Below are 23,049 nucleotides of genomic sequence, written 5' to 3' on the forward strand. Positions count from 1 at the left end.
CCCGGCCGCGAGCCGCCGGCGGCTACCTCGCCACGAAGTACTTGGCTCGGGGGTGGTGGCAGATGAGCGCCGCCGTGGTCTGCTCCGGGTGGAACTGCCACGCCGTCTCCTCGCTCACGGAGACCCCGATGCGCTCGGCGCCGAGCAGCTCGGCCGCCTTGGCGTTGTCCTCCAGGTCGGGGCACGCCGGATACCCCCACGAGTAGCGCCCACCCCGGTACTGCTGGCGGAACAGCCCCGAGAGCGACGGGCCGTCCTCGTCGGCGAAGCCCCACTCCTCGCGGATGCGCCGGTGCCAGAGCTCGGCCAGCGCCTCGGCCATCTCGACCCCGAGCCCGTGGAGGAGCAGGTAGTCGTGGTAGCGGTCCTCGGCGAACAGCCGCGCGGTGGCCTCCGACACGGCCTCGCCCATGGTCACCACGTGGAACGCGGCGTAGTCGAGCTGGCCCGAGGCGGCCGGCCGGAAGAAGTCGGCGATGCACAGCCACGGCGACTGGGCCTGGCGCGGGAAGGAGAACCGCAGCCACTCGGCCGTGCGGGTCTCGTCCTTCCAGATGACGAGATCGTCGCCGTCGCCGTTGGCGGGGAACCAGCCGTAGGCCACGGCCGGCACCAGCACGCCCGACGCCTTCGCCGCGGCCAGCTGCTCGCGCAGCACGGGCCGGACCCGTGCCTTGAACTCCTCGTCGGGCTCGCCGCCCTCGGGCCGGTACTGCCACTGGTTGCGGAACAGGGCTGTCTCGTTGATGTAGCCGGCGATCTCGTCGAGCCCGATCCCCTTCACGATCCGCGCGCCCAGGAAGGGCGGCACGAAGACGGGGTTGTCGGCGTCGACCTCGGGGGAGCGGCGGGGGACGACGGGGGCCGGCGCGCCGGCCCGGGCGGCGTCGCGCTCGGGCAGCACCCGCCCGGTGGGCACCCGCCCGAACTCGGGGTCGTCCACGCCCGAGCGCGTGATCTCCATCAGCCGGTCCATGACCCGGAGGCCCTCGAAGGCGTCGCGCCCGTAGAACACCCGCCCGTCGTAGACCTCGCGCAGGTCGCGCTCGACGTACGAGCGGGTGAGGGCGGCCCCGCCGAGCAGCACCGGGATGGAGGCGAGGCCCCGCTCGTTCAGCTCCTCGAGGTTGTCGCGCATGATCAGCGTCGACTTCACCAGCAGGCCGCTCATGCCGATGGCGTCGGCCCCCACGGCGACGGCACGGTCGACCATGTCGGCGATCCCGACCTTGATCCCCAGGTTGTGCACCTCGTAGCCGTTGTTCGTGAGGATGATGTCGACGAGGTTCTTGCCGATGTCGTGCACGTCGCCCTTCACGGTGGCCAGCACGATCCGGCCCTTGGTCGAGTCGCCCCCCACCCGATCCATGTGCGGCTCGAGGTGGGCCACCGCCGACTTCATCGTCTCGGCCGACTGGAGCACGAAGGGGAGCTGCATGTCGCCCGAGGCGAACAGCTCCCCGACCACCTTCATGCCGTCGAGCAGCACGTCGTTCACGATGTGCAGCGCTGGCGTGCCCGCGGCCAGCGCCAGGTCGAGGTCGGCCTCGAGCCCGTCGCGGTCGCCGTCGATGATGCGGTGCTTGAGCCGCTCCTCGACCGGCCACCCGCTGCGGTCCTCCCGCTCGACGGCGGTCGCCTGCACGCCCTCGAACACGCCCAGCAGCTCGGTGAGCGGGTCGTAGCCGTCGGCGGGCCGGCGGCGGTCGTAGACGAGGTCGAGGCAGACGTCGCGCTGGCGGTCGTCGATGCGGTTCAGGGGCATGATGCGCCCGGCGTGGACGATCGCCGCGTCGAGGCCCGCAGTCACGCACTCGTGGAGGAACACCGAGTTCAGGACGTGGCGCGCCGCCGGCTTCAGCCCGAACGACACGTTGGACACCCCGAGCACCGTGAAGACCCCCGGCAGCTCGGCCTTGATGCGCCGGATGGCCTCGATGGTGGCCATGGCATCGCCGCGGAGGTCGTCGTCGCCGGTCGACAGGGGGAACGTCAGGGCGTCGAAGATCAGGTCGGTCGGCGGCACCCCGTAGCGCTCGGTGGCGAGCGCGTGGATCCGCCGGGCCACCCGCATCTTCCACTCGACGTCGCGGGCCTGGCCCTCCTCGTCGATCAGCAGGCAGATCACCGCCGCGCCGTACTCGCGGGCCAGGCTCATCACCCGGTCGAAGCGGGTGCCCGGGCCGTCGCCCTCCTCGAGGTTCGCCGAGTTCAGGATGGCCTTGCCCCCCACCCACCGCAGGCCGGCTTCCATGACCTGCGGCTCGGTGGAGTCGAGCACCAGCGGCGCCGCGGCCTGGGTCGCGAACCTCGACGCCAGCTCGTCCATGTCGGCGGTGCCGTCGCGGCCGACGTAGTCGACGCAGACGTCGAGCACGTGGGCGCCCTCGCGGATCTGCTCCGACGCCATCCGGGTGCAGCTGTCCCAGTCGCCCTCGAGCATGGCCTCCCGGAACGCCTTCGACCCGTTGGCGTTCGTCCGCTCGCCGACGATGAGGAACGAGCTCTCCTGGTGGATCGGCACCGGCGAGTAGATCGACGCCACCGACGGCTCGACCACGGGCGTCCGCTCCCGGGGGGCCAGGCCGGTGACGCGGTCGACGACCTTGCGGAGGTGCTCGGGCGAGGTGCCGCAGCAGCCGCCGACCACCTGCACGCCCAGCTCGCTCACGAACCGGGCGTGGAAGTCGGCGAGCTCGTCGGGGGTGAGATCGTAGTGGGTGTGCCCGTCGACCACCGAGGGGAGCCCGGCGTTGGGGAGGACCGCGATCGGCAGGGGCGAGTGCTGCGACAGGTGGCGCAGGTGCTCCTGCATCTCGCGGGGCCCGGTGGCGCAGTTGAGGCCGATCACGTCGGGCTGCAGGGCCGACAGCGCCGTGAGCGCCGCGCCGATCTCGGTGCCGACCAGCATCCGGCCCGTGGTCTCCATGGTCACCTGGACCTGCAGCGGCACCGGCCGCCCGACGGCGCCCATGGCCCGGCGGCACGCCACCATCGCCGCCTTCGCCTGCAACAGGTCGTAGACGGTCTCGACGAGGAGCAGGTCGACGCCCCCCTCGAGCAGGGCCCGGGCCTGGACCTCGTAGGCGTCGCGCAGGTCGGCGAAGCGGACCTGGCCCAGCGACGGCAGCTTGGTGCCGGGGCCGAGGGCGCCGGCCACGAAGCGGGGGTGGCCGGGGGTGGAGAAGTCGTCGGCGACGCGGCGGGCGATGCGGGCGGCGGCCAGGTTGAGGTCGTGCGCCCGGTCGGCGACGCCGTACTCGGCGAGGACCGGCGCGAACGCGCCGAACGTGTCGGTCTCGACCACGTCGACCCCGACCGCCAGGAACGACGCGTGGAGCTCGGCGATGGCGTCGGGCCGGGTGGCGACGAGGATCTCGTTGCACCCTTCGAGGGACGCGCCGCCGAAGTCGTCGGGTCCGAGGTCGAGCAGCTGCAGGTTGGTCCCGGTGGCGCCGTCGAAGACGACGACCCGATCACGGACCGCGTCCAGGTAGGCCATCTGCCCAGGCTACCGGTGGGGTCGGCGTCGGCTCGACGCCGGGAGGGGCCGCGTGCGGGCCGCCGGTAGGCTCGGCGGGCGATGAGGATCTATACGCGCAAGGGCGACGACGGCACGACCGGGCTGCTCTTCGGCGGCCGGGTCCGCAAGGACTCCGAGCTGCCCACCGCCTACGGCGCGGTCGACGAGGCCCAGGCCGCGCTGGGCGTCGCCCGGGCCGAAGCGGGCAGGGGCACCGAGCTCGACGCGCTCCTCGTGGCGCTCGAGCGCGACCTGTGGGTGCTGATGGCCGAGCTGGCCACGCTGCCGGAGCACCGGGCCAAGCTCACCCCGGGGCAGAGCCTCGTCACCGAGGCCATGGTCGCCGCCCTCGAGGCGCGCATCGACGAGCTGACCGCCCGGTTCGACCAACCCACCGAGTTCGTCGTCCCCGGCGAGACGCGCGTCGCCGCGCTGCTCGACGTGGCCCGCACCGTCACCCGCCGCGCCGAGCGCCACGCCCTGGCCGCCGCCCCGCCCGACTCCCACGTCGTGCCCTACCTCAACCGGCTCTCCGACCTGCTGTGGACGATGGCCCGCTGGCAGGAAGGCGGGTCGCTCACCGCCCGGCAGACCTGATCCCGGAGGATCCCGTGCCCATCACCTTCGACGTCTCGTCCTCGATGCCCGAGGACGCCGACGCCTTCGCCGTGCCCGTCTGCTCCGACCGGTTGAACGACTTCGGCCGCGAGCTCGACTGGACGTTCCTCGCCCGGCAGGGGTTCGAGGGCAAGGTGGGCGAGACCCAGTGGATCGCGGCCCACGACGGCGGACCGACGATGCTCGTGGTGGGCGCCGGCCCGAAGGCCAAGGTCGACGCCGCCGTGCTGCGCGACGTGGCCGCGGCCACCGCCCGGGCCGCCCGCCGGCTCTCGTGGCTCGGCGGCGCCCTGCTCGACGTGGCCCCCAGCCGCATGGACAAGGCGGGCGCCGCGCAGGCGGTCGCCGAGGGGTTCGCGCTGGCCGCGTACTCCTACGACCGGTTCAAGACCGACCCGGAGCCCAGCCACCTCGAGCGGTTCACCCTGGTGGCCGGCGGCCCCCGCCGGGCCCGGGCGGGCCTCGACCGGGGCGCCCGCATCGCCGAGGCGGTGGCCCTGGCCCGCGACCTGGTCAACGCCCCCGCTGGTGCGCTCACCCCCCGCGACCTGGCCCAGGTGGCCATCGAGGTGGCCGAGCGCGAGGGGCTCGGGGTCAGCGTCCTCGACGAGGTCGACATCGAGTCCGCCGGCCTCGGTGGCCTCCTCGGCGTGAACCAGGGGTCGGACGAGCCGCCCCGGTTCATCGAGCTCACGTACGCCCCGGCCGATCCCGTCGGCTCGGTGGCCCTCGTCGGCAAGGGCATCACCTTCGACTCCGGGGGCCTGTCGCTGAAGACGGCCGACGGCATGATGACGATGAAGACCGACATGTCGGGGGCGGCCGCGGTGGTCGCGACCCTGTCGGTGCTGTCGGCGCTGGGCGTCGCGGTCGAGGTCTCGGCGTACGTGCCGGCCACCGAGAACATGCCCGGGGGCCGTGCCATCAAGCCGGGCGACGTGCTGCGCATCCGCAACGGCACGACCGTCGAGGTGCTCAACACCGACGCCGAGGGCCGGCTGGTGCTGGCCGACGCCCTCTCCCTCGCCGTGGAGGCCAAGCCCCACGCCATCGTCGACCTGGCCACCCTCACCGGCGCCTGCGTCGTGGCCCTCGGCAAGCAGGTTGCCGGGGTGATGGGCAACCACGACGGGTGGATCGCCCAGGTCGAGGCGGCCGCCGCCCGGGCCGACGAGCCCGTGTGGCGCCTGCCCCTGCCGGCCGAGTACCGCAGCCAGCTCGACAGCGAGGTGGCCGACCTGAAGAACATCGGCGCCCCCGGCCAGGCCGGCGCCCTCACCGCCGGGCTGTTCCTCCAGGCCTTCGTCGGCGACGTGCCCTGGGTCCACCTCGACATCGCCGGCCCGGCCCGGGCCGAGGCCGACGACGGCTGGATCAGCCGGGGCGGCACCGGCTTCGGGGTGCGGACGCTCGTCGAGCTGCTGTGCTCGTTCGAGCGCCCGCAGCCCGCCAAGGTCGCCGGGTAGCGCCGGCGGGCCTCGGGGCGCGGCCCGGGCCCGCCGTGCAGGGGTGATCTTGGCTATCTTTCCGATCGGGCGGGACAGCGACGCCTCTGTCGAGACCAGCATCTCGACCGAGCGACGACGGCGGAGCAGAAGGGGGCCAGATGACCGGGTCCGAGCCGGATGCGCTCGTTCACGTCAGCGCCGAGGACGTGGTCGAGGACGCGATCATCGAGGGGTTCCACGCCGAGAGGCCCTCCGACCGCGCGGAGCCCGAGCCGTCCAAGCGCCGGTTCCCGTCGCCGCTGACCATCCTGACGCTCATCCTCGTGCTGGTGTGGATCGGCGCGTTCTTCATCCCGTCGGGCCAGTACCGACTCGATGACGCGGGCTCGCCGATCGCCGGCAGCTACGAGCGGGTGGACTCGCCGCTGAACTTCGGCGAGCGGGTCCAGGACCTGCTCTACGCGCCGATCAACGGGCTCTATGGCATCCAGGACCCCGAGACCGGTTTCGTCAGCCCGTTCGGCACGGGCAGCCTGTTCGGCCTGGCCCAGGTGTTCCTGTTCATCCTGGCCATCGGCGGGTTCATGACGGTGGTGTTCCGCACCGGCGCGCTCGACATCGGCATCGCGCACCTGGCGAAACGGTTCAGCGCACGCGGGCCGGTGCTCATCGTCGCGATGTGCATCCTGTTCGGTCTCCTGGGCTCGGTGATGTCGTGGAGCGACGAGACGCTCGGGCTCTACGCGCTGATGATCCCGTTGTTCCTGGCGCTCCGGTACGACCGGATGACGACGGTGGCGGTGGTGACCGTCGCGCCCTTCGTCGGCATCATCGGGTCCACCGTGAACCCGTTCCGCATCGGCATCGGGTCCGAGGCGGCAGGGGTGTCGATCGGTGACGGCATCGCCCTGCGGATCGTGCTGTTCGTGCTCTGCATGGCCGCGATGATCTGGTACACGCTGCGCTACGCCAAGCGGGTCAAGCAGGATCCATCGGCGTCGCTGGTCGCGCCGGGGTCTGGGGACGCCGGGTTCGTCGAGGACAACGAGGACCTGGAGCTCGAACCCCTGAGCGGTCGCCACAAGGCGGTGATCGGACTGGTCGCGTTCACCTTCGCGCTGCTCACCTTCTCGATCATCCCGTGGGGCGCGATCCTGAACAACACGCTCGTCGACCCCGCGACCCACGAGACGATCACCAAGGCGTTCCCGTGGGAGCTCGGCTGGTGGCTGCCCGAGCTGACCGCGATGTTCTGTGTCATGGCGGTGGTGATCGGGGTGGTCGGCCGCCTCGGCGAGGCCGAGACCGCCGGCGCGTTCATCAAGGGTGTCGTCGACTTCACCGGACCGGCGATCCTGGTCACCGTCGCCCGAGGGATCTCGGTCGTGCTCACGAACACCAAGACCATCGACACCGTGCTGAACGCCATGGAGGGGTTCGTGGGCGGGCAGTCGAACGTCGTGTTCGTCGCGTTGTTGTCGGTGGCCTCCGTCCCGCTCGCCTTCCTCATCGGCGCCGGTGCGGCCGGAAACGCGCTGGTCATGCCCATCCTCGCCCCGCTCGGGGACTTCGCCGGCGTCGACCGGGCGCTGGTCGTCACCACCTACAACGCCATCGGTGGATGGCTCAACCTGATCCTGCCCCTCAACGCCATCCTCGTGGCCGGGCTGGCGCTCGGGAAGGTCGGCTTCGACGCCTACGTGAAGTTCATCCTTCCGCTGATGGGCATCCTGCTCGTCATCATCCTCGCCGTGCTCATGGTCGGCGTGGCCGTCTGATCACCCACGACCCCCCGATAGGAGAGCCCGCCATGTCCACCTCCGAGGTGTTCTCCCCGATCCCGTCCCTCGCTGCAGCCCCGAGGGTGACCGCGGCTGCGGCCGCGCCCGACGCCACCGTGCTCGGCGTGCCCGTCGCCACCAGCGGTGGGCTCCCGTCCGAGGCCGGGTCCGACCGGGCGACGCTCGCGCTCGCCGGCTTCGACGCGACGGTCGGCTCGGTGTTGGTCCTGCCCCCAGCGGCAGGTCAGGTCGTGGTGCTGGTCGGGATCGGCGACGCCGCCGCGCTCAGCGTCGCGGGCTGGCGCGATGCCGCTGCGGCGTTCGCGACTGCGGCGCGTGGGCAGGGTTCGTTGGCCCTGCGACTGCCCGAGGGCACCCAGGTGCCGTTGACGGACGCGACCGCTGCATCGATCGAGGGCGTGCTGTTGGCCCGGTACCGCTACGAGCCGTTGCACAACAACGATGCGCTCGGCCGAGGGACGGGCGCGACGGCGGTGGAGCAGCTGGTCGTGGTCGGCGGGGATGGCCCCGGCGTGGCGCGGGGCACGGCGATGGCCCGTGCCACCACGTTGGCCCGGGACCTGGCCAACACGCCCCACAGCCACCTGACCGCCACCACGTTCGCCGAGCTGTGCGTCGACCTCGGCCAGCGGTTCGGCTTCGGCGTCGAGGTGTTCGACGAGGACGCGATCGCAGAGCTGCGCCTCGGTGGCCTGATGGCGGTGAACCGCGGCAGCTCCGAGCCGCCACGCATGGTCAGGCTGTCCTACCGGCCGCAGGGTTCGGCGGCCGGTCGGCTCGGCATGGTCGGCAAGGGGATCATGTACGACTCCGGTGGCATCTCGATCAAGCCGTCGAACCGCGTGCACGCGCAGATGAAGAACGACATGACGGGCGCCGCGACGGTCATCGCGGCGTTCACCGCCCTCGCCGACCTGGGCTGCGCCAACGAGGTCACCGGCTGGCTGATGTGCAGCGACAACATGCCCTCGGGCACCGCGACCGGTCTCGGCGACGTGTACACCGCCCGCAACGGGACCACCGTCGAGGTGCTCGACACCGACGCCGAGGGCCGCCTGGTCATGGCGGACGCGCTCGTCCTGGCCGCCGAGTCCGACTGTGACGCCGTGGTCGACATCGCGACCCTCACCGGATCGGTCGTCAGGGCGCTCGGCCCGGACATGGCCGGGGTGCTCGGCACCGACCAGGGTGTCGTCGACCAGGTCAAGGCGGCAGCCGCGGCGACCGAGGAGCCGGTCTGGCAGATGCCGCTCTGGCAGCCGTACCGCCGCAAGTTCGACCGTTCCAGCGTCGCGGACCTGCCCAACATCGCGTCGGACGACACCCCCGACGTGATCGCCTCCTCGCTGTTCCTGTCGCACTTCGTCGGTGACACGCCGTGGGCGCACATCGACATCGCGGGTCCCGCCCAGAACGAGGAAGGTCGGACGTGGCACCCCGTCGGTTGCAGCGGTTTCGGCGCACGCCTGCTCGCGCAGCTGGCACTGGACTTCGAGCCCACGCGCTGAACCACCCGGCCCCGTTCCAGAGGGGTCACCCACACCGCCTACTGGAGGGTCGCCGACGTGGCCGAGAGCACGATCACCTTCTTGATCCTCGCCGGCGCGGTCATCCTGTTCATGTCCAACAGGGTGCCGGTCGCGCTGGTAGCGGTCGGGGTCTCGCTGTCGTTGTGGGCCACGGGCATCCTCGACCTGAACCAGGCGCTCGCCGGGTTCGGCGACCCGACCGTGCTGTTCATCGCCGCGACGTTCGTCGTGGCCGAGGCGCTCGATGCGACCGGGGTCACCGCCTGGGTCGGCCAGCAGCTCCTCCAGCGGGCCGGGACGCAACGCTCACGGGTGTTGGTGATCGTGATGGTGGTGTGCGCGCTGATCACGGCGCTGATCACCCCGAACGCCTCGGTGGCCGCGCTCGTCCCGGTCGTGGTGATCATCGCCATCCGCGTACGCCAGCCCACCTCGCAGTTCCTGATGCCGCTGGCGTTCGGCGCGCACGCCGGCGCCCTCCTCGCGCTCACCGGCAGCCCCGTCAACGTCCTGATCTCGGAAGCAGGAGCCGATGCCGGTGTGGGGAGCTTCGGGTTCTTCGAGTTCGCGCTCGCCGGGGTCCCCCTGCTCATCGGCACGGTCGCCATCACGGTGCTCCTGGGGCCGAAGGTGCTCCCGCGTCGCAACGCCAAGGTCATGCCACCCGACTTCAGCACCCTCGCCGCCACCCTGGTCAGGGACTACGAGCTCGACGTCGGCGCGGACATCTACAACACGGTGAAGGGAGTGGCCGAGGTCGTCATCCCGCCCCGATCAGGCCTGATCGGCCAGACCGCCTTCCCCGGGATGGTCACCGAATCCGGTGACCTGGTCATGATCGCCATCCAACGCGCTGGCGAGCAGCTCGGCCCCGGAGAGGTCACACTCGCCGCCGGCGACTCGATCCTGCTCCGCGGGACCTGGGAGGCGTTGTCAACGCACCTCGACGGCGACGACGTGCTCACGGTCGACGAGCCCGACGCCGTCCGCCGCCAGCTCGTACCACTCGGGATCGGCGCGAAGGAGGCGCTCGGTGCCCTCGCCGGCATGGTCGTCCTGCTGGCGACCGGTGCCGTCCCGCCCGCGGTCGCCGCCCTGCTCGCCGCCGGGGTGCTCGTCGTCTTGCGGGTCATCAGCATCGACCACGCCTATCGGGCCATCTCGTGGACCACCGTCATCCTCGTCGCCGGCATGATCCCGTTGTCCACCGCGATGCAGTCCACCGGGGCCGCGGGTCAGCTCGCCGACGGGTTGATCAGGGTGGTCGGCGATGCCGGTCCGTACGCGCTGCTGGTGGGGCTCTTCGTGCTGGTCGCGGTGCTGGGCCAGCTCATCTCGAACACCGCGACCGCGCTCATCGTCATCCCCATCGCCGTGACCTCTGCTGCCGAGCTCGGCGTGTCTGCCCGTCCGGTCCTCATGGCCGTCAACGTGGCCGCCACCGCGGCGCTGCTCACCCCGGTCGCGACGCCGGCCAACCTGATGGTCATGGAGCCCGGCGGGTACCGGTTCGGCGACTACTGGAAGCTCGGGCTCCCCCTCATGGGCTGGTACGCGGTCATCGCCATCGCCGTCGTCCCGATCGTCTGGCGGTTCTGACCGGCTCCGAGGCGGCGACGACGCGCGACCCGTCCGGCGACCGGTCCGGGCCGACGCGGGCGCGCTGACTCCGACGCCACGCCTGGCGACCGTTGCCGACTACGGGCTCCGGGGTGCGGGCGGCGGCCCCGTGACGAGCGGGAGGTCGGGATCGGCTGCCCATTCGGCCATGGAGCGGTCGTAGAGGGCGACGTCCCGGTGCCCGAGCAGGTGCAAGGCGAAGGCGTCGCTGGCGGCGGCGATGCCACCACCGCAGTACGTGATGACGTGGTCCGCGTCCACCGCCGGCCCGAACAGCTCGCGCAGCTCGTCCAGGCTCCGGTAGCGCTGGGTGTCGCGGTCGACGAGGGTACGGGCCGGTACGTTGATCGCCCCCGGAAGGTGGCCCGGCCGTCCGTAGAAGGCGAGCTCGCCCCTGTACTCCCGCCGGCTGAGCGCGTCCACGATCCGGGTGCCCGGATCCTCGATCGCTCGGCGCACCTCCTCCCTGCCCACGATCAGTCCGGGCCGCGGGCGGGGGGTGAACGTCGCCGCGGCCGGTGTCGTCACCTCGGCGGTGACCGGACGGCCCTCGGCCACCCAGGCGGTCCAACCGCCGTCGAGCACCGCTACCTCGTCGAAGCCGTAGCAGCGCAACAGCCACCACACCCGGGCCGCCCACATGCTGTCCCGAGCGTCGTAGATCACCACCCGCGTGCCGTCGCCGACCCCCAGTGCACCCATCGCCGTGGCGAACCGCTCCGGTGACGGGAACGCGAAGAAGTACCGGTCATCGGGCTCGGACAGCTCGACCAACAGGTCGACGAAGGCCGAACCCGGGATGTGCCCCTCTTCCCAGCGTCGGCGTCCACTCGCCAGCTGGCCGGCTTGCACGTCCAGATCCACGGTGGCATCGAGGACGCGAAGGTCGGCGTCCCCCAGGTGATCCTCGAGCCAGGCCCCGCTCACCAATTGCTCCATCCGCCCTGCCCCCGTCACGACGACACGCGATCGGAACGTACACCCCGCCGCACGCGACCCGACCAGGGTGCAGGGGGCGGTGGTGACGGCGTCAAGCCGCGGTGAGCCAGGCGTCGAGCGCCCGGGCGGTGCGGACGAGGTCGGCGATGGTGACCCATTCGGTCGGCGCATGGGCGTCGTCGATGGATCCGGGTCCGAACAGGACGAGCTCGCGGGCGAGCCCCCCGTAGAACAGCGCGTTGGACCCGTAGGGGGCGACGGCCGGCGCGGTCCCGGCGAGGTGGGCGAGACGAAGGGCCAGGGCGGTGTCGGCGGGCTGGTAGAAGGCAGCGAAGCCCTTCTTGCCGTCGAGGGCAGACGTGAGCAGCGTCACCACCTCGACGGGCACGGGGCCGGCGGTGCGGGCCACGTGCGCGATCTGCTCGTAGACGTCGTCGGGGTCCTCGCCGGGCACCGTTCGCCGAGTGACGACGATCGAGCAGCGGTCGGGGATGACGTTTCCGCCGGTGCCGCCCGAGATCATCGTGACCGACAGGGTGCCGTGACCCACCTCGGTGGTCGGCTCCACGGTCTGCAGGCGGTCGTGCTCGGCCCGCATCGCGGTGAGCACCGGCGCCATCGCCTCGACGGCGTTCACCCCACGCTCGGGCACGGCGCTGTGGGCGGCACGGCCGATGGTGGTGACCAGCACCCCGACGCCGCCCTTGTGGCCGTGGATCGGAGCCAGGCCCGTCGGCTCGGCCACGACCATCTCGTCGATCGCCAGGCCGCGCTCGGTGGCCCACCGACGGAACCGGAGAGCCCCGAGGAAGCCGCTCTGCTCCTCGCCGACGGTGCCGACCACCAACACGGTGGGGTCGGGGCGCCTCCCCTCGGCCTGCCAGGCCGCCAGCAACGACAACAGCACGCCCGTGGTGGCCTTGGTGTCCAGCGCACCCCGCCCCCAGACACGGTCGTCCTCGATGCGGCCGTCGAAGGGCGGGTCGGTCATGTCCTCGACGCCGACGGTGTCGGTGTGGGTGTCGATCACCACCAGCCGGTCGGTGCGCCCCGGGAACACGGCATAGACGTTGGGCCGGCCGGGACCGGCCTCGTCGAGCACCACCTCGGAGGCACCCAGATCCTCGAAGCGGGCCGCCAGGTGCTGCGCCATCGCCTGCTCGCCGGCCTCCCCGCTCTCGGCGGCCTTCGGCCCGAACACCAGCGGATCGACGCTGGGGATCCGCACCAGCTCGGCGACCGCTTCCGCCAGCGCTGTCGGCGAGCACCCCGTCCCGTCCGAAGGCGCAGCGTCGGTGTGAGGGAACCGGGACGCCACGACGACCACCTCCTCCCGTCACCCCGGACGGCGTATCGCGCACGCGCCCGTCCACCCCGGACTCTCCGGCCCTCCGCCCCCTTCGGCAAGAGGCGAAGTGCCCGGCCACCCTCTCGGGCCGGCAGGTCGAGGCCGAGTGGGCCGCCCACCTCGAGGCGCTCGCCGCCGCCGCCCTGCCCCTGGAGACCTGCGCGCCGGGCCCGCCCGCGCGCCTGCCGTCCGTTCTGTGTGGACGAATCCCGATGGGATGCGGGTTCGGCCACAGAGAATCGGCGCTGGAGATCCGGGACCGAACGCATCCCGATCGCGCCGCTCCCGCGCCATCGCCGCGCCATCTTCGATCGAGACGAGCACGCTCCGTGGCAGAGCCAGAGACGCTCCAACCGACGATCCAGTGGACGATGGCAGGCTCGAGCTGCCGGCCTCCTGCGTGGGAGCAGGCGCTCCTGGCGAACGGGCTCCCTTCCGTGGCGGGGTCAGGGCAGGAGGTGGAACGCACCGGTAGTCGGCTGGACCACCGCGAAGTGCCGCCGATCGAAGGTCGCGACCTCACGAGCACCGAGGCGTTCCGCGGTGGCGACGACCGACGCGTCGACCGTACCGAGCGGGAGATCGGCGTAGCGGGCGACCAGCTCCGCTATCCGAAGCCAGTCGGCAGGGTCTACCGGTTCGGGCAGGAGGTTGCCGACGGCGAGATCGCCCAGGAACCGAACCTCGGCCTGCACACCGAGCCGCGTCCCGAGCAGGTGGGCCACCTCGGTGATGACCAGCATCGGCACGACGAGCGGCCCCGGATGGACTTCGAGCAGCTCGAGGCTCGTGTCGTGATGGCGATCGTCCCGATCGACATAGGCGTACAGCGGGCCCGCGTCGACGATCAGCGCGATGACCGAACCTCGGCGGCGAGGATCTCCTCGATGCGCTCGGAGATGTCGTCGTGTCCGCTCGCGCCCGCGCCCGCCGCGAGCAGGGCGCGACGGGCCCTCCGGCCACCGAGGTGCGCCTCGATCGCCTCCCGGGTCAACTCGGAGACCGTCACCCCGCGTCGCTGGGCCTCGAAGCGCAGGCGAGCATCGAGCTCATCCGGGAGCTTCACCGTCGTCCGCTGCATGTATGCCAACATACCACTGCCGGAAACGGACCGAGCCGGGACGCAGCGCCACCGCCCGAACGGCGGGCCTCAGGGCGCCGGCGTCGGCGCCTCGCCGCCCGCCGCCCGCCGGTGGCGGTCCCACGCCCAGGCGGCGGCCTCGCGCGCCAGCGGCGGCGAGAACCGCCAGCGGGTGAGCTGGCGCTCCGTGGCCTCGAGGTCCTCGCCCAGCTCGACCAGGCTGAGGGCCAGGCGCCGGGCCCGCCGGCGCAGGGCCTCGGCCGGCGGCGTGGCCAGCTCGCTGGCCTGCCACGCCTCGTGGGCGGCCCGCAGCGGCTCGGGCAGCCGCTCCACCTGCCGGCGGGTCAGCGGCGGCAGCTTGCGCCGCACCTCGAGCGTCGACTCGCCGTCGAGGCGGGCCATGCCGAACTGGCAGCAGCGCGCCAGCGACCGCATGAAGGGCGAGTTCCGCCCCTGCTGGTTGGCCAGGCCCAGGGCCGCCGCGGTGTGGCCCAGGTGCAGGTCGTAGCCGGCCGGCGAGGCCTCGAGCCCGGCCACCAGCCGCCGGATCAGCCAGGTGGTGGACGGCCCGAGGATCCCCAGCCAGAACTGCTCGACGTACGCCGACCGGGGGTCGTGGCCGACCTGGTCGATCACCGGGTCGGGCCACGGCCGCACGGCCAGCGAGTCGAGGAGGGGGACGCCGACGTCGAGGGGGTGGGTGGGCATGGGTGCGCTCCAGGTCGGGAGGATCGAGCAGCCGCGGGGAGTGTCAAGAAGTTTCATGCTGTTTCATGTCACGTCACGCAGCAGCTTGTCAAGGGCGAGACTGGAGGGGTGGGCGACGTGGACGAGGTCCGGGGCTGGCTGGAGGAGGCGCGCCGGGTGGTCGTGCTCACCGGGGCGGGCCTCTCCACCGACTCGGGCATCCCCGACTTCCGCGGCCCCGACGGGGTGTGGACCAAGAACCCGCGCGCCGAGCGGCTGGCCACCCTCCAGCACTACGTCGGCGACCCCGAGGTCCGCCGGCAGGCGTGGCAGGACCGGCTGCACTCGCCCGCCTGGGAGGCGCGACCCAACGCCGGGCACCGGGCGCTGGTCGAGCTCGAGCGCAGTGGGCGGCTCGACACCCTGATCACCCAGAACGTCGACGGCCTGCACCAGCTGGCCGGCAGCGATCCGAGCCGCGTGGTCGAGATCCACGGCACGCTCCGCGAGGTGGCGTGCCTGTCGTGCGGCCAGCGCGCCCCGATGGAGCGGGCGCTGGAGCGGGTGCGCGCCGGCGAGGCCGACCCGCCCTGTCGCGCCTGTGGCGGGATCCTCAAGTCGGCCACGATCTCGTTCGGCCAGCAGCTCGTGGCCGACGACCTGGATCGGGCCGAGCGGGCCGCCCTGGGCGCCGACCTGCTCCTGGCGGCCGGCACCAGCCTCACGGTGGGGCCGATCAACGGGGTCGTGCCCCTCGCCGCCGGCCGGGGGGCGCGCATCGTGATCGTGAACGGCGAGCCCACCGTCATGGACCACCTGGCCGACGCCGTCCTGGTCGGCTCCACGTCGGAGCTGCTGCCGGCCCTGTGCACCGCACTCACCCTGGCGGAATAGTCGAGCACACCACTAGGGTTTAGGAGTCATGTCCAGCTTTCGCGAGCTGCTCGCCCAGACGAAGTCCCGCATCCGCGAGGTCGACACCGCCGAGGCCGACCAGCTGCGGGCCCGCCCCGACGTGATCGTGCTCGACGTCCGCGAGCCCGACGAGTACGAGCAGGGTGCCCTGCCCGGCGCCGTGCACATCCCCCGAGGGCACCTCGAGAGCCAGATCGAGGGCCGCATCCCCGACCGCGACGCCCCGGTCCTCGTCTACTGCGCGGGTGGCGTGCGGTCGGCGTTCGCGGCCGAGACCCTCCAGCTGCTCGGCTACGGCGACGTGGTGTCGATGGCCGGCGGCTTCGGCAAGTGGAAGAACGAGGGCCGCGACTGGGCCGCCCCCCGCGCCCTCACCCCGGAGCAGCGCAACCGCTACCAGCGCCACCTCCTTCTGCCCGAGGTGGGCGTAGAGGGCCAGCAGGCGCTGCTCGACGCCAAGGTCCTGCTGCTCGGCGCCGGCGGGCTCGGCTCCCCGGCCGCCCTCTACCTGGCCGCCGCGGGCGTGGGCACCGTCGGCATCGTCGACATGGACGTCGTCGACGAGAGCAACCTCCAGCGCCAGATCCTGCACAACCTGGACCGGATCGGCGAGCGCAAGGTCGACTCGGCCAAGAAGACGCTGACGCAGCTCAACCCCGACGTGATCGTCGAGGCCTACGACACCCGCCTCTCGGCCGGCAACGTGCTCGACATCGTCGACGGCTACGACGTGATCGTCGACGGCGCCGACAACTTCCCGAGCCGCTACCTGCTCAACGACGCGTCCCTCAAGAAGGGGATCCCCGTGGTGCACGGGTCGATCTTCCGGTTCGAGGGCCAGGCCACGGTGTTCGACCCGTACGTGGGGCCGTGCTACCGCTGCATGATCCCCGAGCCGCCGCCGGCCGAGCTGGCCCCCAGCTGCGCCGAGGCCGGCGTCCTGGGCGTGCTCCCCGGCATCATCGGCTCGATCCAGGCCCTCGAGGCCATCAAGGTGATCCTCGGCCTGGGCGACACGCTGCGGGGGAGGCTGCTCGCCTACGACGCCCTCGAGCAGAGCTTCCGCACCTTCAAGGTGCTGCGCGACCCCGAGTGCCCGGCCTGCTCGCTGCCCCCCGACGACATCGTGATCGCCGAGTACGACGAGCTCTGCATGCCGCACCCGCGGGAGCCGGTGGGGGCCGCGGCCCGCTGACGCCGCCCTCGCCGGGGCGCCACCGTCACGTCACGGTCACCACCAGCTGCAGCTGGTCGTCGCCGAGGTCGTCGAACCAGGCGAAGCCGTCCTGCACCGGGCCGATCGTGACCCGGTAGGCCCCGGGGGGCAGGCCCCGGCCCTGCTCGTCGATCGCCCGGAGGGGGACGGCCAGCTCCACCGTGTCGCCGGGCTCCATCCAGCGGGGCAGCGCCACCCGGTCCTGGCGGACCGGGGTGTCACCGTCGAGGGGCTCCCACACCACGCCGACGGTGACGGCGCCCGACGGCCCCGCGGCGGCCGTGTCGGGCCACGGTGCCCCCCGCCCGGCGTGGGTGAGGCGCAGGCCGACGGTGGCCGCCCCGCCGGAGGCGACCGTCACGGCGCCGCCGGGGGCCCCGTCGCCGGCCACCTCGAGGCGGGAGCGGGCCGCCTCCGCCGGCAGCTGCGCCGGCCACCCGTCGGGGAGGAGCGCGCCGGCGGCCGCCAGGCGGTCCTGCTCGGGCCCGGGGAGGATCCACAGGGCCTGCCCGTTGCGGGCGTCGAGGGCGGCGAGCCGGCCCCCCAGGGCCTCGGCCGGGGCCCAGCCCGGGGGCGCCACCACGGCGGTGGCGCCGGCGACCGGGGTGCCCGGGAGGTCGTCGGCGCCGGACGAGTCGTACGGGATCACCTCGGTGTCGGCGAGCCAGAAGGGGTAGCCCCAGAAGGCGAAGGGCTCCAGGCGGGCGAGGTCGTAGCCGGCCACCGCCGGGGGCCCGATGCGGTCGACCAGCTCGGGGAGCTCCCAGCGGTCGTAGGTGTCGACGGCCGTCGGCCGGATCTCCCGAACGTACGTCACGGCCGCGCCGGCCACGAACAGCACGCCGACGAGCACGACGGTGGCCCGCGGTGCCCGCAGGGCGAGCAGCCCGATCGCCACCATGCCCACGGTCGCGGCCAGCGTGGCCCGGCCGACGGTGGACCCGAAGGCGTCGCCGACGAGGGGGCCGACGGCCAGCACGTTGCGGACGCTCCAGGTGGGCGTGGCGAAGGCGGGGGCCAGCTGCACCGCGACCACGGCGAGGATGGCGGTGACCAGGGCGGCGCCGCCCAGCACGGGGAGGGCCCCCCAGCGGCTCCCGGCGGGGAGGCGGCGCCGGGCGGGGCTCACGATCACGGCCGTGCCCACGGCCACCAGCACGGGTACGAGGGCCTCGTTGTAGCGGCCGTAGACCGCCTGGTCGAAGCGTCTGACGGTGGCCCAGCCGGACAGGACCGACACCGCCAGCAGGCCCAGGGCCGCGACCACGATGAAGCCGGCGGTGAAGCGGCGGGCCCGCTGCGCCGCGTCGGCGGTGGGGCGTCCGGTCACCTGGAGCAGCCAGAGCAGGCCCACGACCCCCAGCCCCAGCGAGCCCACCAGCAGGTACCAGCCCTGGCCGGCCAGCTGGGCGACGGTGTCGGCCAGGTTGGCGGGCTCCAGGGCGTCGAGGTAGCGCCCCGCCGACGGCTCGCCGATCACCTCCACCCAGCGGGCGTCGCGCAGGCGCTGGTGGAGGAGGGACGCGCCCACCACGACGAGGGCGGCGAAGGCCAGGTTGAGCCCGGCGACCAGCGGCGTGACCACCCGGCGGATCGCGAGGAGGACGGCGTAGCCGGCCGCCAGGGCGACGAGGGGCACGGTGCGGGGGTGGGTCAGGTACAGGGCGCCGGCGGTCAGGCCCAGGGCGACGGTGGCCGGCGAGACCGGCCCGGCCGGCCGGCGCGCCAGTGCGTGGGCGGCCAGCACGAGCAGCGCGACCAGGGGGAGGAGCAGGGCCTCGGCCCAGGCCGCGGTGCCCTGCAGCAGCGTGGCCGGGTAGAGGGCCCCGGCGGCGGCGCCGGCGAGGGCGGGGCCCCGGCCGGCCCCGAAGGCCCGGCGGCCGATGGCGTACAGCAGGGGGAACACGGTGCTGAGCAGCACCGCGTTGGTCACCATTGCCGCCGTCCACGTGACGTGGGGCGAGCCGGGGAGCGCGACGGCCGGGAGGAGCACCAGCGAGTACCCGGCGTGGAAGAAGCTGGCCCGCCCCATGGACCACAGCGGTCCGGCGTCGGCGAGGTAGCGGGCGTTGCCCAGGTAGCCGGCCTCGTCGGCGAACAGGGTGGGCCCGGGGAGCAGGAGACCGGCGACGAGGTGGGCGGCCAGCAGCGCCACGAACCCGGCCAGGACCGGGTGGCGCACGACGGGGCGCAGGATGCGTCGCACGGGAGGCCAGACGCTAGCAGCGGCCGGGCGCCGTCCCGGGTTGCCAGCCGGTAGGGTCCACCCGCCATGGCCGGCCGGCCCGCCCTGCGGCGGGTGCTCCACGTCACCTCCTCCTTCCCGCGCCACGTCGACGACGCCGTCGGGCCCTTTCTGCTCGACCTGGCCCGGGAGCAGGCGGCCGCCGGCCTCGAGGTGGCGGTGGTCGCGCCGCACGCCGAGGGCCTGCCCGTCGACGAGGTGCTGGGCGGGGTGCGGGTCCACCGGGCCCGCTACGCGCCGGCCCGGCGCGAGACCCTCGCCTACCGCGGTGGCCTGCTGGGGGCGGCGTCCGGTCCGGCCGGCGCGGCCCTGGTGCCGGCCCTGCTGGCCGGGATGGCCGCGGCCACGGTGGGGGAGGCGGGCCGCTTCCGGCCCGACGTGGTCCACGCCCACTGGTGGCTCCCCGGTGGTGTGGTGGCCGCGCCGGCGAGCCTGCTGCGCCACGTCCCCCTGGTGATCACCCTGCACGGCAGCGACGTCGGCCTGGCCCGTCGCCGTGGCTTCGCCACCGCGGCCCGCCTGGTGGCGCGGGTCGCGGCCCTGGTCGCTGCCGTCTCGGAGCCCCTCCGGGCCGAGGCGGCCGAGGTGCTGCGCCTGCCCGCGGCGCGCACGGCCGTGCTGCGGATGCCCCTCGACGTCGCCGCCCTCGACCCGGCGGCGCGCCCGCCGCTGCCCCCCGGGCCGCCGTGGCGGGTGCTGGGCGTGGGCCGCCTGTCGCCCGAGAAGGGCTTCGACGTGCTGATCGACGCCGTCGGCCGGGCGCGGGCCGCGGGCGTGCCGCTGGAGCTCGAGCTGGTGGGCGACGGGCCGCAGCGGGCGGCGGTCGACGCCGCGCTGGCCGGCCTGGGGCGGTGGGGGCGGCGCCTCGACCCGCTGCCCCGGGAGGTGCTGCACGAGCGGATCGCCGCGGCCCACGCCGTCGCGGTGCCCAGCCGGCGGGAGGGCCTGGGGCTGGTGGCGGTGGAGGCCCTCGCCCTGGGTCGGCCGGTGGTCGCGTCGAGGGCCGGCGGGCTGGTCGAGGTGGTCGACCCGGCGGCGGGCGACGGCCTGCTGGTGCCTCCCGGCGACGCGGGCGCGCTGGCCGAGGGGCTGGCCCGCCTGCCGCTGCCGATGCCGGAGCCGGAGCGGCCCGCGGTGCGGCGGCACCGGCCCGACGTGGTGGTCGCGGCCCACCTGGCCGCCTACGAGCGGGTGGTCGCGGCCCGGGCCCGCTAGCCGGGCCCGCTAGAGGGTCTCGGGGTCCACCTCGTCACCGGGCTTGGCCACGCGCACGACCAGGTCGGCGAGCAGCCCGATGGCGAACACCTGGAAGGCGGCGAACAGGATCAGGAGGGTGTTGGTGGCGACCCGGAAGTCCTTGTCGACCAGGTCGAAGGCCAGCTTGCCCAGCCCCACCAGGGTGAGGGCGACGCCCAGGGGCAGGAAGATCCGCAGCGGGTTGTAGGAGAGCACGAGCCGCACGACCTGGGTGAGGTAGCGGCGGGTGTCGCGCCACCAGTGGAACTTGGAGTGCCCCCGCCGGGCCGCGTACTCGATGGGGACGTACGTCACCGAGTAGCCGTTGGCCAGGAAGGCCATGGTGATGGTGGTGACGCAGCTGAAGCCGGCGGGCAGCTGGCTGAGGTACTGCAGGGCGACGGCCCGGCGGAACGCCCGGAAGCCCGAGTTGAGGTCGGGGATCGGCTTCTCCACCAGGAACGAGGCCAGCCGCCGGATGAACCACTTGGCCGGCACGCGGGCCGCCCGGTGCCGGCCCTGCTCGGTGGTGCGGGCCCCCACCACCTGGTCGTAGCCCTCGAGCTCCTTCACCAGCTCGGGGATCCGGTCGTTGGGGTAGGTCATGTCGACGTCGGTCCACACCACCACCCGGCCCCGGGCGGCGTGGGTGCCGGCCTTGCGGGCCGAGCCCGACCCGCGGTTGGTGGCGAAGCGGATGAGGCGGATGCCGTCGATGGCGGCCAGCTCGTCGCCCGAGCCGTCGGTGGAGCCGTCGTCGACGGCGACGATCTCGTAGGAGTACCCCGACGCGTCCATGGCGGCGCGGATCCGGTCGATCTCCTCGCGCAGGTGCCCGGCCTCGTTGAAGACGGGGAGCACGATGCTCACGTCGAGCTCGTCGGCGTCGCCGGGGGGCACCTCGGGGGGCGGCATGACCCCTCCAGGCTAGGGCAGGGGACCGGCGCGACCCGTGGAGGGGGTGCCTAGGGTGGTCCCGTGCCCCTGCCTCGCGCCCTGGTGCGGCTGGCCGCCCGAGCCCAGCGCCACGTCCCCGAGCCGGCCTGGCCGGCGCTGCTCGCGGTGCGCTCCGCGGTGGGCTCGGGCCCGCTCGTCGCCCCGCCCACCGCCCGACGGGCCGTGGTCCTGGCCCCCCACCCCGACGACGAGAGCATCGGGTGCGGGGGCACGCTGGCCCTGCTGGCCGACGCCGGGGCCGAGGTCACGGTGGCGTTCGTCACCGACGGCGAGGCCACGGTGGGTGCCACCGCCTCGGCGGTCGAGACGGCCGCCCGCCGCCGGGCCGAGGCCGAGGTGGCCGGGGCGGTGCTGGGGGTGGCGACACGCTTCTGCGGCCTGCCCGACGGCGCGGTGGCCTCGCGGCTCGACGAGCTGGTCGGCGTGGTGGCCGCCCTGGCCGCCGAGCTGGCTCCCGAGGTGGTCTTCGCGCCGTGGCCGCTCGACGGCCACCCCGACCACCGTGCGGTCGCCCGGGCCCTGGCCCGCGCCGCGGTCACGCTGCCGGCCGGGGCCGAGGTGTGGGGCTACGAGACCTGGACGCCGCTCGAGCCCACCCGGGTGGTCGACGTGACCGCCGTCGTCGACCGCAAGCGTGAGGCCATCGCCGCGCACGTCACCGCCCACCAGGCGTTCGACGTGGGGGCGATGCTCGGCCTCAACCGGTACCGCTCGGTGCACGGCCTGCTCGGGCGGGGGTTCGCCGAGGCGTTCTTCGCGGTGCCGGCCGGCCGGTGGGCGACCGTGGTCGCCGAGCTCGACGGGCTCGAGGGGTGAGCGGCGCCACGCTGCGCCCCGCCGGGCCCGACGACGCCGAGGCCGTCTCGGCGCTGCTGGCCGCCTGCTTCCCCCACAACCCCAAGGCCGACCCGGAGGTGCTGGGCCACCAGCTCTGGTCGAACCCGTGGGGTCCCCCCAGCTCGTGGGTGGCCGAGGCCGGGGGCCGGCTCGTGGGCCAGTACACGGTGTTCCCGGTGCCGGGCGTCGTCGGCGGGCGGCCGGTGCTGCTCGGCAAGGGCGCCGACGCCGCCGTCGCCCCGTCCCACCGGGGCCAGGGGCTCTTCGTCCGCCTGGCCCGCGAGGCGTTCCGAGGCGCCGGCCGGCTGGGCCTGGCCTACACCCTGAACCACCCCAACGAGTCGTCGCTGCGGGGCTTCGTGCAGGCCGGCGCGGTGCCGGTGCCCGGCCTCGACGTGCTGGTGCGGCCCCTCGACCCGGTGTGGCTCGGGGCGCGCCTGCACCTGCCCGGGCGGGCGGTCGCGCCGCTGGTGCACCACTGGCCCGGGGCGCGGCGCGGCCCGGACGGCGCCGGGTCCGGGTCCGGGTCCGGGTCCGGGGGGGTGGCGGTTGCCGAGACCGGCGCGGTGCCCGACGGCCTCGACGCGCTGTGGGCCCGGGTGGTGCCGTCGTACGCGACGGGCATCGAGCGGGCCGCGGCGTGGTGGCGTTGGCGCTACGTGGCGCCGACCGGGACCGGCCACCGGCTGTGGGCGGCCCGCGACGAGCGGGGCGCGCTGGTGGGCGCGGCGGCCACGTGCGAGCGGGCCGAGCTGGGCGGGCGGTTCGTGGCCGTGCTCGAGCTGCTGGCCGCCGAGGCCGGGGTGGGCCGGGCCCTGCTGGCCGCCGTCGCGGCCGGGCACGCCGGGGCGTCGGGCCTGGTCACGGTGGCGCTGCGGGGCACCGCGCCCGGCCGGCTCGCCGCCGCGGGCGGGCTGCGGCGGCTGCCCCGCCGGCTCCAGCACCGGCCGGTGCGCTTCTGCGTGGTCGACAACCTCCACCTCGGTCGCGACGCCTCGGGCCTCGGGTGGACGTTCTGCTGGGGCGACCTCGACCACCTGTGAGGCCG

Annotated in this window: 18 protein-coding genes; 10 read left to right on the forward strand and 8 right to left on the reverse strand. The window is 74.0% G+C overall.

The window, feature by feature from the left end:
* Positions 1–22: 22 nt before the first annotated feature.
* Positions 23–3,502 (reverse strand): methionine synthase, encoded by a 3,480-nt coding sequence (gene metH / locus IPM45_14780; protein ID MBK9180802.1) that lies wholly within the window; start codon positions 3,500–3,502, stop codon positions 23–25.
* An 81-nt stretch (positions 3,503–3,583) separates the two neighbouring features.
* Between metH and IPM45_14785 the strand changes: the two genes are divergently transcribed.
* The 5 genes from IPM45_14785 to IPM45_14805 all read left to right on the forward strand — a co-directional run bounded on the left by IPM45_14785 (position 3,584) and on the right by IPM45_14805 (position 10,519).
* Complete coding sequence (locus IPM45_14785; protein ID MBK9180803.1) at positions 3,584–4,120, forward strand: cob(I)yrinic acid a,c-diamide adenosyltransferase; 537 nt, start codon at positions 3,584–3,586, stop codon at positions 4,118–4,120.
* 44 nt (positions 4,121–4,164) lie between these two features.
* Positions 4,165–5,607, forward strand: coding sequence for a leucyl aminopeptidase (locus tag IPM45_14790; GenBank protein ID MBK9180804.1), 1,443 nt, complete (start codon positions 4,165–4,167; stop codon positions 5,605–5,607).
* Positions 5,608–5,747: 140 nt separating this feature from the next.
* Positions 5,748–7,367, forward strand: a complete 1,620-nt coding sequence (locus tag IPM45_14795) for a YfcC family protein (GenBank protein MBK9180805.1) — start codon at positions 5,748–5,750, stop codon at positions 7,365–7,367.
* 32 nt (positions 7,368–7,399) lie between these two features.
* Positions 7,400–8,899: a leucyl aminopeptidase family protein gene (locus IPM45_14800; protein ID MBK9180806.1), complete on the forward strand. Its 1,500-nt coding sequence runs from the start codon at positions 7,400–7,402 to the stop codon at positions 8,897–8,899.
* A 57-nt stretch (positions 8,900–8,956) separates the two neighbouring features.
* Positions 8,957–10,519 carry an SLC13 family permease gene (locus IPM45_14805; GenBank protein MBK9180807.1) on the forward strand — a complete coding sequence of 521 codons (1,563 nt, stop codon included), beginning with the start codon at positions 8,957–8,959 and terminating at the stop codon, positions 10,517–10,519.
* A 99-nt stretch (positions 10,520–10,618) separates the two neighbouring features.
* Here the strand turns inward: IPM45_14805 and IPM45_14810 are convergent, their stop codons facing one another.
* The 5 genes from IPM45_14810 to IPM45_14830 all read right to left on the reverse strand — a co-directional run bounded on the left by IPM45_14810 (position 10,619) and on the right by IPM45_14830 (position 14,616).
* The gene (locus tag IPM45_14810; protein MBK9180808.1) at positions 10,619–11,479 is read right to left on the reverse strand and encodes a sulfurtransferase; all 861 of its coding nucleotides are present in this window, start codon (positions 11,477–11,479) and stop codon (positions 10,619–10,621) included.
* A gap of 91 nt (positions 11,480–11,570) precedes the next feature.
* Entirely contained in the window at positions 11,571–12,707 is a 1,137-nt protein-coding gene (locus IPM45_14815) for a M20/M25/M40 family metallo-hydrolase (GenBank protein MBK9180809.1), read from the reverse strand.
* A gap of 566 nt (positions 12,708–13,273) precedes the next feature.
* Positions 13,274–13,684 (reverse strand): PIN domain-containing protein, encoded by a 411-nt coding sequence (locus IPM45_14820; GenBank protein ID MBK9180810.1) that lies wholly within the window; start codon positions 13,682–13,684, stop codon positions 13,274–13,276.
* Positions 13,675–13,920, reverse strand: a complete 246-nt coding sequence (locus IPM45_14825; protein MBK9180811.1) for a ribbon-helix-helix protein, CopG family — start codon at positions 13,918–13,920, stop codon at positions 13,675–13,677. The genes IPM45_14820 and IPM45_14825 overlap by 10 nt, the downstream gene beginning before the upstream one ends.
* 57 nt (positions 13,921–13,977) lie before the next feature.
* A complete protein-coding gene (locus IPM45_14830; GenBank protein ID MBK9180812.1) occupies positions 13,978–14,616 on the reverse strand; it encodes a hypothetical protein in 639 nt (212 codons plus the stop codon).
* 108 nt (positions 14,617–14,724) lie between these two features.
* Here IPM45_14830 and IPM45_14835 point away from each other — a divergent pair, with 108 nt between their 5' ends.
* Positions 14,725–15,489 carry an NAD-dependent deacetylase gene (locus IPM45_14835; protein MBK9180813.1) on the forward strand — a complete coding sequence of 255 codons (765 nt, stop codon included), beginning with the start codon at positions 14,725–14,727 and terminating at the stop codon, positions 15,487–15,489.
* Between the two features lie 28 nt (positions 15,490–15,517).
* The gene (gene moeB, locus IPM45_14840) at positions 15,518–16,705 is read left to right on the forward strand and encodes a molybdopterin-synthase adenylyltransferase MoeB (protein ID MBK9180814.1); all 1,188 of its coding nucleotides are present in this window, start codon (positions 15,518–15,520) and stop codon (positions 16,703–16,705) included.
* Between the two features lie 25 nt (positions 16,706–16,730).
* Here the strand turns inward: moeB and IPM45_14845 are convergent, their stop codons facing one another.
* Entirely contained in the window at positions 16,731–18,932 is a 2,202-nt protein-coding gene (locus IPM45_14845) for a hypothetical protein (GenBank protein MBK9180815.1), read from the reverse strand.
* Positions 18,933–18,998: 66 nt separating this feature from the next.
* Between IPM45_14845 and IPM45_14850 the strand changes: the two genes are divergently transcribed.
* Positions 18,999–20,186, forward strand: coding sequence for a glycosyltransferase (locus IPM45_14850; GenBank protein MBK9180816.1), 1,188 nt, complete (start codon positions 18,999–19,001; stop codon positions 20,184–20,186).
* 9 nt (positions 20,187–20,195) lie between these two features.
* Here IPM45_14850 and IPM45_14855 read toward each other — a convergent pair whose 3' ends face one another.
* Positions 20,196–21,122, reverse strand: coding sequence for a glycosyltransferase family 2 protein (locus IPM45_14855; protein ID MBK9180817.1), 927 nt, complete (start codon positions 21,120–21,122; stop codon positions 20,196–20,198).
* 63 nt (positions 21,123–21,185) lie between these two features.
* Between IPM45_14855 and IPM45_14860 the strand changes: the two genes are divergently transcribed.
* Positions 21,186–21,980 (forward strand): PIG-L family deacetylase, encoded by a 795-nt coding sequence (locus IPM45_14860; GenBank protein ID MBK9180818.1) that lies wholly within the window; start codon positions 21,186–21,188, stop codon positions 21,978–21,980.
* Positions 21,977–23,044, forward strand: a complete 1,068-nt coding sequence (locus tag IPM45_14865) for a GNAT family N-acetyltransferase (GenBank protein MBK9180819.1) — start codon at positions 21,977–21,979, stop codon at positions 23,042–23,044. Before IPM45_14860 ends, IPM45_14865 begins: the two co-directional genes overlap by 4 nt.
* Positions 23,045–23,049: the final 5 nt, after the last annotated feature.

Source organism: Acidimicrobiales bacterium, assembly GCA_016716005.1.
GTDB lineage: Bacteria > Actinomycetota > Acidimicrobiia > Acidimicrobiales > JADJXE01 > JADJXE01.